Annotated in this window: 12 protein-coding genes; 11 read left to right on the top strand and 1 reads right to left on the bottom strand. The window is 55.6% G+C overall.

Annotated elements, in window-relative coordinates; all coding sequences use genetic code 11:
- The first annotated feature begins 65 nt into the window (after positions 1-65).
- The 4 genes from LEPIL_RS22635 (at position 66) to LEPIL_RS19310 (ending at position 7,022) form a co-directional block, all read left to right on the top strand.
- Positions 66-827, top strand: a complete 762-nt coding sequence (locus LEPIL_RS22635) for an LIC20036 family protein (protein WP_002775191.1) — start codon at positions 66-68, stop codon at positions 825-827.
- A gap of 242 nt (positions 828-1,069) precedes the next feature.
- Positions 1,070-1,963: a UDP-3-O-acyl-N-acetylglucosamine deacetylase gene (gene lpxC, locus LEPIL_RS19320; protein WP_143464718.1), complete on the top strand. Its 894-nt coding sequence runs from the start codon at positions 1,070-1,072 to the stop codon at positions 1,961-1,963.
- 421 nt (positions 1,964-2,384) lie between these two features.
- Positions 2,385-5,657 (top strand): SpoIIE family protein phosphatase, encoded by a 3,273-nt coding sequence (locus LEPIL_RS19315; protein ID WP_002775187.1) that lies wholly within the window; start codon positions 2,385-2,387, stop codon positions 5,655-5,657.
- A gap of 51 nt (positions 5,658-5,708) precedes the next feature.
- On the top strand, positions 5,709-7,022 hold the full coding sequence (locus tag LEPIL_RS19310) for an adenosine deaminase family protein (RefSeq protein WP_002775184.1): 1,314 nt from the start codon (positions 5,709-5,711) through the stop codon (positions 7,020-7,022).
- Between the two features lie 35 nt (positions 7,023-7,057).
- Here the strand turns inward: LEPIL_RS19310 and LEPIL_RS19305 are convergent, their stop codons facing one another.
- Positions 7,058-7,510: a hypothetical protein gene (locus tag LEPIL_RS19305; RefSeq protein ID WP_002775183.1), complete on the bottom strand. Its 453-nt coding sequence runs from the start codon at positions 7,508-7,510 to the stop codon at positions 7,058-7,060.
- 51 nt (positions 7,511-7,561) lie between these two features.
- Here LEPIL_RS19305 and LEPIL_RS19300 point away from each other — a divergent pair, with 51 nt between their 5' ends.
- The 7 genes from LEPIL_RS19300 to LEPIL_RS19270 all read left to right on the top strand — a co-directional run bounded on the left by LEPIL_RS19300 (position 7,562) and on the right by LEPIL_RS19270 (position 14,961).
- Entirely contained in the window at positions 7,562-9,157 is a 1,596-nt protein-coding gene (locus LEPIL_RS19300) for a vWA domain-containing protein (protein WP_002775181.1), read from the top strand.
- Positions 9,150-9,899: a sensor histidine kinase gene (locus LEPIL_RS19295; RefSeq protein WP_040919137.1), complete on the top strand. Its 750-nt coding sequence runs from the start codon at positions 9,150-9,152 to the stop codon at positions 9,897-9,899. Before LEPIL_RS19300 ends, LEPIL_RS19295 begins: the two co-directional genes overlap by 8 nt.
- A gap of 47 nt (positions 9,900-9,946) precedes the next feature.
- Positions 9,947-11,320: a sigma-54-dependent transcriptional regulator gene (locus tag LEPIL_RS19290; protein WP_002775178.1), complete on the top strand. Its 1,374-nt coding sequence runs from the start codon at positions 9,947-9,949 to the stop codon at positions 11,318-11,320.
- Between the two features lies 1 nt (position 11,321).
- A complete protein-coding gene (recO, locus tag LEPIL_RS19285; RefSeq protein ID WP_002775176.1) occupies positions 11,322-12,062 on the top strand; it encodes a DNA repair protein RecO in 741 nt (246 codons plus the stop codon).
- Between the two features lie 49 nt (positions 12,063-12,111).
- On the top strand, positions 12,112-12,366 hold the full coding sequence (locus LEPIL_RS19280) for a type II toxin-antitoxin system Phd/YefM family antitoxin (protein WP_002775174.1): 255 nt from the start codon (positions 12,112-12,114) through the stop codon (positions 12,364-12,366).
- On the top strand, positions 12,363-12,776 hold the full coding sequence (locus tag LEPIL_RS22630) for a type II toxin-antitoxin system VapC family toxin (protein ID WP_002775172.1): 414 nt from the start codon (positions 12,363-12,365) through the stop codon (positions 12,774-12,776). The genes LEPIL_RS19280 and LEPIL_RS22630 overlap by 4 nt, the downstream gene beginning before the upstream one ends.
- A 325-nt stretch (positions 12,777-13,101) precedes the next feature.
- Positions 13,102-14,961: an arginine--tRNA ligase gene (locus LEPIL_RS19270; protein WP_002775170.1), complete on the top strand. Its 1,860-nt coding sequence runs from the start codon at positions 13,102-13,104 to the stop codon at positions 14,959-14,961.
- Positions 14,962-14,968 lie beyond the last annotated feature (7 nt).

Here is a 14,968-nt window from a genome sequence, read left to right as displayed (position 1 = left end):
CCTTTTCCCCGAAAGGGATTCTCATGCCTTGAGGCCCGGAGCATTCTGGCCGATCGTTAAAGGGTATGATTATCAACCGTCTGCTGCAACTCTTTGGCAAAGAAGAAAAACCCGAGCATCCGACCGAATCAGAGTCATCGCTCTCAGAGATCGAAGGCGAACAGAGCGCTCTGCTTGAGAAGACAGGCCTTCAGGGACCAAAGGGGCTGTGGACGGCGATGTTACTCTCTGCCGTCGTCGCCGGTGGTCTGGGCGGCCTTGCCGGACGCCTCAGTACAGGAAATGCCTGCGAGGTAAACCGACCGGCCCTTCTTATTACAAAAGACGGCCAGCAATGGACGGGCATCCTCAACTCCCTCGATCGAGCAGGTGCCTTCTTTCAGAAAGAGGCAGAATCCGAGCGCTATGATTTTGAGAACATCTCACGCATTATCTTCTTTCGTGACGAGGCAGAGCTTCGAAACGCCTCCTTTGACGTGATGAGCACGGCGGCCGCCCTCGGCTACTTCCCCGGCCAGTACGATATCGAGGCTGGCGGGCATAAAGGCGAGCTTTCGATCTTCCTCTCGCAGAGCGGATCGATCGGAGCCATTGTGCGTTTCACGAACTGGGGCACAAAGCAGCCGGAATACCTGACCGGTGTGCGTGTCATTGGAAACCGGATCGACTTCCGGCGTGCCTGTACAGGCACGGAATGTCGGCGTATCGGCTCACCGCATGACTTTCATCAGGATTACACGGGTACGCTGAACCCCATGCAGAGAGAAATCAAGGGCAACTACTCCGGATCGCATAGCTCGGGCACCTGGGTGGCTCGCCGCCGCTGAAAATTGCCCTGCGTCGCCGTACAGCGACAACTGTGGTATTTTTCACACACCGGCCCGGCAGCCTGTTTGGGCCAGAAGTCATGAAAACGTCAAAAAAGGCCCTGTACAGGGCCTTTTTCTGTTGAACGCCAGAATTATGTCATTTAACGAGGGCTGGCACGGGGTTTGCACTATAGTTCGCAGGAACCATGAATATGCAAACGCTGAGCAATGAGTCCGTTTCAACCACTTCATCTGCGCTGATGGCGCCGGCACTTGAACTGCCTGCGAACCGTATCGGTCGTCAGAATCGCTGCACGGTGGCCGAAACGGTTAGCTTTACGGGAACGGGCATCCATACGGCAGGCGCAACGACGCTTCGCATTCATCCCGCAGCTCCCGGCACAGGCCTCATCTTACAGAGCACCTCTCCTTCTCTCGGCATCATCCCCATCTCACCACTCAGTGTAACAGAAACGGCACAGGCCGTCACCCTCTCAAACGGCTCCTGGAAGGTTCATACCGTAGAGCATGTTCTCTGCGCCATGGCCGTAGCCGGTATCACCGACGCCATCCTTGAACTTGACGGAACAGAGATTCCCATCCTCGACGGCGCTGCCGGCGAGCTCTATCGTGGCATCATGGCTGCCGGCGTGCAGGAATCTGATGTTGCCGTCGAGCCCATCCGCCTCAGCGCACCGGTCTGGGTCGTTAAAGACGACAAATACCTCGTTGCCATCCCCGCCGACGACTTCCGTGTCACCTATACCATCGACTTCCCGCATCCCGAACTGAAAGGCAAGACCTACCACGGCCTGCTGAACAGCGAAATCATGGAGCAGGAAATCCTCGAAGCCCGCACCTTCGGATTCCTGAAAGATGTTGAAGAGCTTCGTAAGCGTGGTCTGGGCATGGGCGCCTCTCTGGAAAACGCCGTGGTGCTCACGGATACCGGTTACCTGAACGACGATCTGCGTTATCCCGATGAATGTCTGCGCCATAAGGTGCTCGATCTGATCGGTGACCTCTACCTGCTCGGTCGTCCGCTTATGGCTCATATCATCGCCTTCCGTGCCGGACATGCCCTTGATGTGGCGCTTGGCCGTAACATCATCGCCAACCTTTCCGGTGATGAGCTCGCAGGCCGCCGCAACTGATCAAACAGTAAACATCTGTCGAAAATCTCCTACGACGTATCACGTCTCTTTACGGCTCCGCAAGGGGCCGTTTTTATTTCGAGGCCTCAGAGGCGCGACCTTGAAGAACCGGTTCTGGAACGGGCCCTTTTCTGAAAATGGATTGCAATTCTAAGGCAAAAACCCACAGTATCAGAGAAATGAATGAGCCTCATTTCAGTGCGGCAGCCTGACTTGATTGTGAATCAGGATGGGTGTCAGGTTAATGCAGCTACGGTGCAACATAGAAATCGTAAAGGTTTTTCGGGTGCACCATTCAAAAAAGAAAATGGCTCGGTGTTCTGCGAGACGATACTGATAGAGTGTCCTCATAAGCCGGGGATGAGCGCGCCAGAACAGGCGAGCAAAGCTCTGAGCGGTCGGTCATTTGAGGGGAGTAATCATGATTGAACTTTTGAATCGTTACGATATTTATTTCAACTTCTTCTCTTTCGGAACTCTGCTTGTAACGGTGTTCTCGGGATTCCTTGCCGTATTCACCCTGACGATCAAACAGAAGTCCAGGCCGACGATCGACCTCGGTCTGATGTATTTCTGGTTCGCGCTCTTCTTCCTCGGCTATTTCGTCGCAGCGGTCGTCTATTCTCCTCTGGCCGTGTATCACCGCTACATGACCCTGGGCTTCATCTTCCCGGCCCTGATCCACCTTGTGCAGTGGATTCTGCGTTATCCCGAGAATACGCATCCCAGGCTGCGCCGCGGATTCCTGATCGTGCAGTATCTGCTGGCAATCGGCATGATCAGCGCTTTCATCTGGAAGACGCAAACGGTGCCGATCAAATTCCACTTCAACGGACATTACTGGGACTTTGACGCTGAAACGATCAGTCGCTACGGGGCGTATCTGATCATGGTCTATATTCTGCTTGCGTCGATTGTTGGAGGATGGAAGGCAACGATCGTTCCCGAGAAAAAGGATCGCTATACGATCATCGGCCTTGTGACAAGCCTGGTTGCCGGCGCCGCCGTACCCGCCATTTTGAATACGCTCAGTCGCGACGGCGTCGTCGACCGCGGATTTTATCTGAACGCCCTTGTGCTTCTCTCTATCGTCGCCTTTTTCTCGATAACGATCCTCTTCTTGAACACTACGACGGACCGCACGACGTTTATGGCGAAGATCGTCGGCATCTGTATGGTGACCTTCCTGCTGCTCTTTCAGGGAATGGCCTACGTTTCAATGGAAGATCGCGAGAAAGAATACGATCAGATTCGACTTCAATATCTGATTCGCGCCGTTGAAGGCGGAACGATCGAATCAGAGCTCGGCTATCTCTACGTCTACGACACGACAAAAGGTCGCGGCGAACTTAAATACACGCATGAGAATTATTTCAATCTGCCTGAAGAGCGACGCATCGACTTCTCGCACGCCGAGATCGAGTATCGCAACACGGCGTTATACGAAGAGATCCATAAGATGGATCCCTCGCAGGCCGCCGACGGCTTAAAAAGGCTTCTGGAAAAGACGCCCCCGGAGTTCATAGGATACCGTCAGTCTCTCGAAAGGTTTATCGATAGCAAAGAGTTTCAGGATAACCCTACGATCGAGGCAGTCTTTGCCCAGATCGACAGCCTCAACCAGCTTACCTTCGTGAATAAGAATCGTATCAGCTACATCTCTGATGCGAACTTCCGCGCCGACGTGACCGCTCGCCTCGAAAACGACGGCAACGCAAGTTTCGCTCCTTTTCGCGATGCGATGCTCGCAGAGCTGAAGGCTCGCTCGTCCCTTCAAGGAGAAGCGCTGAAGCTGCGCCTCGGCGAATATATGGCGCCTTTCAAGCCTCAGTACAGCCGTCACTACCGTCATAGCCGAAACGGCTTCGAACATCTGATCGCCTATACCGTTTACAGCCCCGAGACGCAGACCGTATACGAAGGCGGCTTCTTTTATCGAGACTATCGAGCTTTCATACACCGAACGGCTTACAAGCAGGTAACGATTCTGGCCGCCGTTCTTTTCATGGTTCTTATCGTCTTCCCGCTCTTCTTTCGCGGTTCTCTCGTGAATCCGCTGACGGAGCTGCTTGAAGGCGTGACGAAAGTGAACCGCGGCAATCTCGACGTCCGTGTTCCCATCCATGTGCAGGATGAGATCGGATTTCTCGCCGCATCGTTCAACAGCATGGTGAGCTCGATCCGCGAGGCGCGAGATCAGCTGCGCGATTATGCGAATAACCTCGAAGAGAAAGTGAAAGAGCGCACGGCCGAACTGAATTCGACGCTTGAAGAGGTTCGCAAGCTGAAGATTCAACAGGATGGAGACTACTTCCTGACGTCGCTACTGATGAAGCCGCTGAACTTCAACGCCAACAAGTCGGAGCGCGTGCGTTCGAACTTCCTCGTTCTACAGAAAAAGCAGTTTGAATTCCGGAATAAAAGCGCCGACCTCGGCGGCGATATCTGCGTTACGGGTAACCTGCGTCTCGGTACGCGTGAAAGCTATCGGCGATATCTTGTGGCCATGAACGGCGACGCCATGGGCAAATCGATGCAGGGCGCCGGTGGAGCGCTTGTGATGGGCGTCGTGATGAACTCCATTCTCGCGCGCTCTGCAAGCCATGACCGCATCCTTGATCTGACTCCTGAGGCATGGCTGACCGAGGTCTACGAAGAGATTAACGGCGTATTCAAGGCCTTCAACGGCAGCATGGTCATCTCATGCGTCGTCGACGTTATCGACGAAGAAACGGGCGAGATGTTTTACTTCAACGCAGAGCATCCGTTCCAGATCCTTTATCGCAACGGAAAGGCCTCTTTCATCGAAGAGGATCTGCAGCTTCGCAAGCTCGGTCTTGAATCCGAAATTCCTTTCGAGGTGAAGCGCTTTCGCCTTGAACCGGGCGACGCCATCATAGCCGGCTCTGACGGACGGGACGATATCGATCTCACGCCCGACGAACCGGTGCGCACCATCAACGAAGACGAGTTCCTCGTTCTCAGCCTGGTCGATCAGGCAAGGGGCGATCTCGATAAACTCGCCGAACTGATCAAAAGCAAGGGTGAACTTACCGACGACCTTTCGCTTCTTAAAATCGAATTCATGCCGAGCAGTCAGAGGAAAGAGACCGAAGACGCTTTCCACGACGAAGACGTCGTTAAGCCCGTCGTGCTGATCGACGATCACGATGAGTACGATCTCGATCACAGTGAGTTGCCGGCCGGCGTCTCATCGGAATACAGCGAGCTGCTCGAAGAGGGTCGCCGGCTGGTTCGGGCCGGTAAATCTCCCGAGGCGCTTGCGAAACTTGAGAAGGCCTACGAGATGCGCCAGGATGATCCGGCGCTGAATAAGATCCTCGCCGTCCTGACTTTCCGTGAGAAGGATTACGAGAAGGCCGTCGAGATCCTCGAAAACTATCTGAGTCATGATCCGAATATTGAGGACTTCTGGCTCTATCTTTCCATCGCGCATAAACGCATGGGCAATCTGGATCGCTCGCTTGAGTCGGCCGAGAAGGTCTTCGAGATCAACAGCCAGAGGGTGCCGAATCTGCTACAGCTGGCCGATCTGCACTTCCGTATGGGCCATGCAGGCCGGGCAAAGATCTTTTTAGAGCAGGTTTTTCAGATTGACCCGAATAACAGTCAGGGAAAAACCCTCGAAGAGAAGATTGCTCGACTGGCGGCAGAATCGGGTCGTTCAAACTGATATTGAACTCGATTCATCTGCGGTCAGAGTGAACATCGTACGGTTATTGCATTGAAGATCACATTCGAAGAGATATACAGACGCATTCAGTCGCTGAATCGCGAGGTTGACGAGCTCAATCTGCTTCGCCGTAAGGTGCCCGACAGGCGTCCCTATTCCGCCGATCTGCAGGTCTCGTTTGATCGCGTTATCAATGATCTTCTGAATCAGAAGCTTGAGCTCGAGCAGCTCGAGGTAGAATCGCCTCCCGTCGATCTTGTCGAGAGCATCCTTACCGTCGACCTTGCGACGGCATCGCGCATTCAGGTCGACCGGCAGATGCCCGAGCGGCCCGACGAGAAAGACGCGCAGATCATGAAGTTCCTGCGTGAGATTCCGAAGACCGAGCTGCATCTGCATATGGAAGCGTGTATCTCGCGTCAGACGCTGATGGGCATCCTCGACAGCCACGGCAAAGAGTATAACGCCGAAGAGATCGACCAGCTGTATAACTTCAAGAATCTGCAGGAGTTCATCAAGCTCTTTCTCTATATACTCGATGCGATCCGCAAGCCCGAGGATTTTGTTCTCATCTTTAAGAACCTGCGCGACTACTGCGAGGCGAATAACATCCGTTACGCCGAGGTCTTCTACGCTCCGTCGAAGCTGATACAGAACGGCCTTCGCTTCGAAGACATCGCACGCACGCTGGACGGCCTTTCGCGCGACTGTCGTCTTTCAGGCGGACCCGATATTCGATATCTTGTGGACGTTTCGCGCACCTTCGGGCCCGAGAACGCCAGCCAGAATCTGCAACGCCTGCTTGCCTGTAAGACGCCCAGTCATATCGGCATCGGCCTTGGCGGCGCCGAGCTTATGGGCCCGGCACGCGATTATCGCGACGTCTTCGCCCAGGCGCGGGCCGAGGGACTGCGTACGGTGGCGCACTCCGGCGAAGACGACGGCCCCTGGTCGATCTGGGATACGGTTCGTATTCTCAAGGCCGAGCGCGTCGGTCATGGCACATCGGCCATTCAAGATCCCGATCTGCTCCTTTATCTGAAAGAAAAGCAGATCCCCGTCGAGATCTGCCTCACGTCAAACCTCTTCACCGGCAAGTATGTGCGTCGTGCTGAAGATCATCCGGTACGTCGCTACTATGACGACGGCCTGATCTGCACGGTGAATACCGACGACCCCGAGATCTTTAACGTCGATCTGACGACGGAGTTTTATAACCATTACAAGCATCTGAACTTCACGATTACGGAGCTTGTCGATCTCATTCGCATGGGCGTTTTCTCAAGTTTTCATTCCGATCCGCAGGCGCTGTGGACGCAGTTCAAGACAGAGATCGATGCGAAGCGTGAAGAATACGCCCTCTGATAAAAGTAATTCGTCCCAGTAATCCGCTCTAGCGATTACCAGTCCCGTGGATCACACTTATACAGCATCACCACGCTGCACGATTCGCCGGCGGGGATGTAACGCAGCATCGTCGCCTCGTCGAAGCAGCGCTGCCACGGCCCACGGGCCCCCTTCTGTAAACGATGATGCCAGAGCGTTTGCAGCTCAATCGCCTTCTCGGTCAGGCCGAGCCATTTGCTGTTCGCATGCTGCCGGGCGGACTCGATGCAGCGGGCCTTGCGATCTTCATAGCTTTCTGACAGGCTTCCCTCGGGCATCGTAGCCCTGCCGACGATGCGGATTCCGTCCTCTGTATTGAAAAAGTCATAACGCATGGCGTCGTCGGTCAGACGATTTTCAGGGCTTGTGCATCGGACCAGCGGGACCGATAGAAAGAGCAGCAGCGCAAAATGCACAGCGCCATGAAGCGTGAAATGCAGAGGACAGGATTGGTTTTTATGTCTCATGTGATGGTTTTTCGATTGATGACACCACAAGCGGCCGGAATGTCAACTCCAATGACCAGGCGCACGTCTCTGCGTGCCGTTTCGGCGGCCTTTCTGACGCTCTGTTTGACCGTTCCGTCCGTGCTGTCGGCCCGGGCCGATCGCCTGCTTGTTCTGCCGTTTCGCGTATCGGGCAAGGCGCCGGCCGCCTACTTCGACGAGTCGGAGCTGCCCGCCCAGTCCATGCAGGCCGCCCTTTTTCTGAGTCGCCTGCTGCGGGAGTACAGGGCCATCCCCTACAGGGAGTCCGGAGCCGATCGCCTGCAGGGGCTTGATGAACAGGCCGCAGAGAATCGCCTCGGCACGTTCTGTAGCGATCCAAACGTCTCGCATGTGCTTGGCGGACAGCTTCTTTTCACCGGGCCATCTGACCTGACCGTCGAGATCTTCACCGCATCGTGTGTTCGCCGCAGTATTCTTTACAAAGATCGTTCGTCGGGGAATATCAACGAGATCCAGAGCCTGATGCGCAAAAGCATCTTTCGCGCGACGCCGTTTCTACCAGAGAGCCGATCGTATGCACGCTTGCAAAACTTCGAAGAGATGCGCGATAGCCATCTGCATATTGTCGTAGATCTGTCGGGATCGATGGAGTTAACCCTTCCCTTTGCCCGTCGCGCCCTCGAAGCCCTTGAGCCTTCGCCCGGTAAAACCGTTACCTTCACCGTCATCGGTTCCTCGGCGCGCATAGAACATACCGAGGCCTTTGCCGATCAGACCGCCTATCTGAAAACCGTGCGATCGCTTCACGGATCGGGTGCTACGACGGAGGCCTCTTTGCTGGATGGACTGCGTCGCGCTGCGGATCATATAAAGCCGGGAACGACACGCATGCTTTTTTTATCGGATGCTACATTCTCTGAGAAAGGCCTGCTTCAGTTACAGGAGATCTTTCGCAGTTATAAACGAGCGGGTATCGATGTGGCGCTCTTTCCGGGCTATGGCAGCGATCCGGCATTCCTTGATCGTACCGGACGCTTTGATCGCATCGCTCGCGTCTACACGCCCGTCTTCGCCCGTCGCGGCGGCTTTGTATCGGGAGAGTCTCGCTTCTTTGTACGCCGGGGATCGGCCTTCTTTCTGTGTCCGGGCAATTCAGGCGACGACATCGCCTCGGGCCGGCTCGATACGTCTCGCTGTCAGAGCTTTCCCGCACATCGTTATTCAAAGACCGAGCTCGATCTGGATCGCATCGTTCAAGCCTACGCCGACCGCAACAATCTGAAGATCAGCGAGATCAGTCCGGTGTACTCCGACCTTGAGTTTCGCATCGCCGATTTTCTTACCGACCGTACCGGAGCGCGCGCTCCGTACCGCGTACTTGTGCAGAGCGGCAGCCGCGCCTTCTGGATCGGTCTGAATAGCAAAGAGGACTATCAGGCGCTCAGCAGAAAGAAGGGCGAAAAGCTCTACGTCGGATTGCACTTAAAGGCGACGCCGGGCGGCGTTGAGAACATCCCCGCTCGTATCTATATGCTGCCCGATGCCGAAGTGCCGCGACTTTTCTTACTTGAATACGAGAGGCTGCTCAAACTGAATCGATCTTACTGGAACGTTCGAGACGCATGGTTTTTTCATGTGGAGGTGCGTGATTATCGCCATGAATGATTCGCAAGAACCGTTCACACTTCCGGTCCTCGCCGCCGGCCTGGTGCACGAGGTTAAGAATCCGCTGTCGGCCATCCATCTGCATCTGCAGCTGCTTGAGAATCAGGTGCTTCAGGTGGAGGATGAAGAGCTGCGCGCCCAGATGAAACGGCGCGTCGAGATCATCAAGCGTGAGATCCTCGGATTGAATCAGACGTTGCAGGAGTTCATCCGCCTCATTCGCTCCGAGACCCGCGCCATCGCTGCCGCCGGGTTGAACGAGATCGTCGAACAGGTCGTACAGCTGCTCGGTCCGCAGGCCGGGCGAAATCAGATTCGACTCGAAACGAATACGGGCGCCGTGCCCGATCATCTGCAGATGGACGCTTCGTTTTTAAAGCAGACGCTTGTGAACCTGATCCTGAATTCGATACAGGCCTACGAAACGGTCGACGACAATCGCGACCGACTCATCGTCGTCACGACGGGCACAGAGAACGGACGCTTCTTCTTGAGAGTCGAAGATAACGGAGCGGGCATCCTGCCCGAGGATCGCGAGAAGATCTTCGAGCCTTTCTTCACGACGAAGGTGCACGGCAGCGGGCTCGGTCTTTCTCTTGTGCGCAAGATGATGATGGAGATGGGCGGTCACGTCGATCTTGTTTCGTCGCCGGGCAAAGGAACGAGGTTCACGCTTTATTTTGACGGCGCAGTAAAGGCGTTACCCGAGCCCGCAGAGATCCAGGGCCATGAGGCCGTTTAAGACGCATCTCAAGAATGGCTTCTGAATAATACCCAAAAGATACAGCTATGATTCTGATCCAGCTTATAGAAGATGATCCCGTCCAGCGCGACGCCCTGAAAGAGTTCGTGGAAACGACGCTCAGCGGCCGCGAAAAGGTGCGCGTACTCGAAAACGGAAGCGTAAAAGAGGCGATGCAGAGTTATGCGGCGAGGTCTCCAGAGATCGCCATCGTTCTCTCTGACCTGAAGCTGCCCGACGGAACGGGCATCGACTATCTGCGCTATGTGCGTGAACAGAATCCCGACCTGCCTTTTATCTTTCTTACAGGCCAGCCCGAAATCGAGTCGGCCGTCGAGGCTTTACAGACAGGCGCCTCGGATTACCTGACAAAGCCGATCGATCTTCTTCATCTTCAGAAGAAGATCGAGAGCTATTTACAGTCCTACCGTCTTGAAAAAGAGAACCGTTCGCTGCGTATGCAGCTATCGGGGTTATCCGGACGCGAGAAGATCATCGGCAACTCGCCGGCGCTGCTTCAGATGGTGGAGCGCGCCTCACAGGTGGCCCCGACCGACGTCACCGTGCTCGTCGAAGGCGAGTCGGGCACCGGCAAGGAACTCGTCGCCGGCTTTTTACACGAGAACTCGGCACGAGCCGCCCGCCCCTTCATCAAGGTGAACTGCGGCGCCCTGACAAAATCCATCCTTGAATCGGAGCTTTTTGGCGTTACCCGCGGGGCCTTTACCGGCGCCGACCGCGATCGAGCGGGCCTGTTCGAGGCCGCCTCGGGCGGAACGATCTTTCTCGACGAGATCGGCGAGATGGATCTGGAAAGTCAGGTGCGTCTGCTTCGCGTGCTTGAAGATCGTACGGTCACCAGGCTTGGATCGACCCGGCCGATCGAGGTGGACGTTCGCATCGTTACGGCCACCAATAGAGATCTTCTGAAAGAGGTCGACTCGGGCCGCTTTCGCGAAGATCTCTATTATCGCCTCGCCGTCATCAAGATCAAGCTGCCGCCTCTGCGCGAAAGGGCCGACGACATCCCGCTTCTCTTCAATCATTTCGTGATCCAGTTCAACGAGCGTTACGGAAAAAGCGTGACGACGCTTGCTCCCGATCTGCTCGGATTTTTCAAGAACTATGACTGGCCGGGCAACATCCGCCAGTTTCGCAACGTCATCGAGGCGATGGTTATCCTCGCCCGCGACGACGTGCTCACGAAGGCCGATCTTCCCGAAGAGATATTGCGCGCCCCATCCGGACATCGCAACCTCGTCGAGACGATCATACCGGGCGTCAGCATGGACGATTACGAGAAGGCCATCATCGAGAAGAATCTTTCGTTTGCATCGGGCAAACGCGATCGCACGGCCTCGCTGCTCGGCATCTCAGAACGCACGCTCTATCGCAAGCTGCAACGCTTCGGTCTGGGTTAGTATGAGCCTGAAAAAAGGCCGTGCCATCGTCTTGAAAAAGACCCGATCGGGTGAGAAAGACCTCATCGCCCATCTGCTTCTTGAAAACGGCGAGAAGCGCATGTTGCGGCTGCATGGCATCCTCGCCTCAAAGAATCGAAGTCCATTAATCGCCGAGCCGGGCGCTCTCATTGAAGTCGATTATTATGAAAGCCAGAAAGAAGAGCTGTCGCTGCGCGAAGGCGTCGTCATCACGCGACACGACGCTCTGAAATCGGACTATCGCAATCAGGATCTGCTCTCGAAGATACTCACGCTTGGCAGCCTTGCCGGCTCGGGCGCCCCTGATCCGGCCGCCTTCCTGCTTCTGCGCTCGGCCCTTGAGTTCGCCGAGGCATCGATTGCCGGCGCGGAGCTCGATACGCATCAGGCTGAGGCCTTCTTACTGTTTCTCTGCGTGCGAGCCCTTGATCTGATGGGGCTTCTCGGCGACACGACACATTGCGCACAGTGTGAACGCCCGCTTCAGAGCCGGGCCCTTTTCGGCGAAGGCGCCTTCTTTATCTGTGAGAATTGTAACTCCCTCGCCGACGCCGCCGGCTTCCAGTGCTCGCTTGAGGTGGCAACGATGCAGGCCCGGCGCTACAGAGACATACGATTGCATGTGGAAGGCCTTGATGCGCCCGTCTTTCAACAGCTGAAAAGCGGATTACAGCGAGCGCTGCGCTTCTCAGTTCCCCAGCCGCCCGAGGTGTTCGGGTGATGGCATGAAAACATGTTGACAGACATCACTGATGCGTTCTATTTTTTGTATGGCCGGACGAACAGAATACTCATCGCTCGAAGCCAGAGTCCATCTTTCCGAAATCCTGCGGCAGGTTGAAGAAGGAGAAGAGATCACTATCACCCGCAGGGGAAAACCCGTCGCCATCATCGTGTCCTTTCCTGAAGCAAAACCGGGAGGATACCATCGCATCCTCGACAGGTTCCGAGCTATACGCAAAGAGATCGAGAAGGACGGGCCGGTGCACGTTAAAGATCTCATCAATGAAGGCCGGGACGTGTGAGCTGGGTAGTAGATTCCTCGTTCGTTTGCTCCCTCTTCCTGCCCGATGAAAAATCGACCGGTGTCGAAGCCATCTTTTCTGATGCCCTCGATTCATCACTTAAGGCACCGATTCTGTTAAAGTATGAAGTGGCCAACGCCGTACGAAGTGCCGTAAGGAGAGGCCGAATAACATCGGCCGTTGCAATGGAGATCATTCCATTGTTTCTCGATCTACCAATTGAATATGATCCACTGGACAACACCTCCCGGGCTTCCCGTATATTAGAGCTCGCCCTTGATCACGACCTAAGCGTTTATGACGCCACATATCTCGAACTTGCGCTTCATACGAATTCAGGCCTACTCGCTCTGGACAGGAAGCTGCAAGAAATCTGTCGGCAAAAAGACGTGCCGGTCATCGACGAATGATGATTGAGCGGGAAAGGAAATAGGGAGCTTTATCAACATTACGCAGCATTCCTACGAGGCAAACAACTCCGCCACCGACCGAGGAGTAAGCCCGCCCCTTACTAAAAACCCGCAAATCGCCCGCATCCTCCCTCTCCCTCCTTGCTTTCTCCGCGCCCTCAGAGCCCTCCGCGGTTCACCGGCCTCCTTTCCCCTCTCCCGCCTTGCTTTCTCCGCGCCCTCAGAGCCCTCCGTGGTTCACCATCCTCTCTTCCCGAGTTTGAATTGGCCGCACCGCCCTTTACAGAATCATGGCCTCAATCCCGATCTTTCCCTGAGGCCGACCATGATTCTGCGTGACCTTATCCGTGATCTCTTCAGCGCCGCTCTGAGCGACCTTGCCGCACAACCCGTGCAGGCTCGTGTCGAGAATGCTCGCGATGAACGCTTCGGCGACTTTGCCTGCACCTCGGCGATGGATAACCGACTGCGTGAGCTCTGCGGCGTCAAGAATCCGCGTGAGATGGCGACGAAGATCATCGAACGTCTGCAGGCCCTTTCGGTCGGCGACATCGCAAAGAAAGCAGGCGTTCGGGCGGCGACGATCGACGACATCTTCTCTAAAGTGGAGATTGCAGGCCCCGGTTTTATCAACGTCATGCTTCAGAACGACTTTCTCTATGCCTTTACGGTAACGGCCAACGCTGAGGCCGCAAGCTACGGAAGAAGTCAGGTCGAAGAGCCTCGCAACATCGTCTTTGAATTCGTCTCGGCGAATCCGACCGGGCCGTTGAACGTCGTCTCGGCGCGCTCGGCTGCACTCGGCGACTCCTGCTGCAATCTGCTTGAGGCGGTCGGCGAGAAGGTATCGCGCGAATACTACGTGAACGACTACGGCAATCAGGTAACGCTTCTTGGCGTAAGCTGCCTCTTTCGCACGCTCGAACAGGAAGGCATTCCGGTAAAGTTCGCCGTGAAAAGCGAAAGCGGCGCCGTGCATCCGGATGGGCCGGGGCTTCCTTTTCCCGCCGAGGCCTATCATGGCGAGTATCTGAAAGAGATCGTCGAGACGATTAAAGGCGGTATCGTCATTCCCGTAAAAGAGATGGATCGACTGCGCGATCTCGCCCATGGCAATCTCAAAGAAAGCGATCTTTCGACGAAGGTTTTCAACGACGACCTTGAAGGCATCGCCGCCCTTTTCGGCAAGGCAGCCGTCGATCAATTCCTGTCGATGCAGCAGGCCGATCTTGAGAGCTTTCGCGTTCGATTCGATCAGTTCTTTCGCGAGAGTTCTCTGCATGAGAGCGGAGCGGTTCTAAAAGCGGCCGAGGATCTGAAGGCATACGTCTATGATGACGGCGGCAAGAAGGTCTTTCGCAGCACGGATTTCGGCGACGACAAGGATCGCGTCATCGTGCGCGAAGACGGCCGGCCCACGTATCTGCTCGCCGACATCGCCTATCATCATACGAAGATCCAGCGCGGATTCTCACATATCTTCGACATCTGGGGCCCCGACCATCACGGCTACATCGCCCGCCTTGCCGGAGCGGTGAAGGCCCTCGGTTATCCCGAGGATCGCTTTCGCGTCTTGATCGCGCAGCAGGTTAACCTTCTTGAAAACGGACAGCCCGTCGTGATGAGCAAGCGTACGGGCAAGATCATCACGCTGCGAGAGCTGATCGACGAGATTCCGCTTGATGTGGTGCGCTACTTCTTCATCATGCGCTCGTTTGAGGCCCATCTGGATTTCGATCTGGCCGAGGCCCGCGATACGTCCGAGAAGAATCCTTATTACTACGTCGCCTATGCCCATGCGCGCATCCGCTCTATCGTGCAGAAGGCCGTCGAGCGAGGGGTTTATGCAGGCTCGATTCCCGAAAAGGCGCCTGGTGATCTTGAGTGGAGCGAGGAGAGACGTCGCCTGCTCCTTTTAATCGCCCGCTTTCCCGAAGAGGTGCGCGAGGCGGCGCTGAGCTTCGAACCGCATCGTCTGATCGTATTCCTCTATCAGACGGCCAGCGCGCTCTCTCGATTCTACGGGCTGCGCGAGAATAAGATCATCGATCTCGATGCATCGACGGCATCCACGCTTCTTGCCGTTTTGCAAGGAGTGGCCGTCTGCCTGAAGCGCGGACTCGGCCTTCTGGGAATGGAAGCGCCCGATCGCATGGATCGGGCGGCAGAAGTCGATACAGAATAAGCCGGGC

The organism is Leptonema illini DSM 21528 (assembly GCF_000243335.1).
In the GTDB taxonomy this organism is placed as follows: Bacteria; Spirochaetota; Leptospiria; order Leptospirales; family Leptonemataceae; genus Leptonema; species Leptonema illini.
Note: the sequence above shows the minus strand (reverse complement) of the source record. Positions and strands in the feature narration are given on the sequence as shown.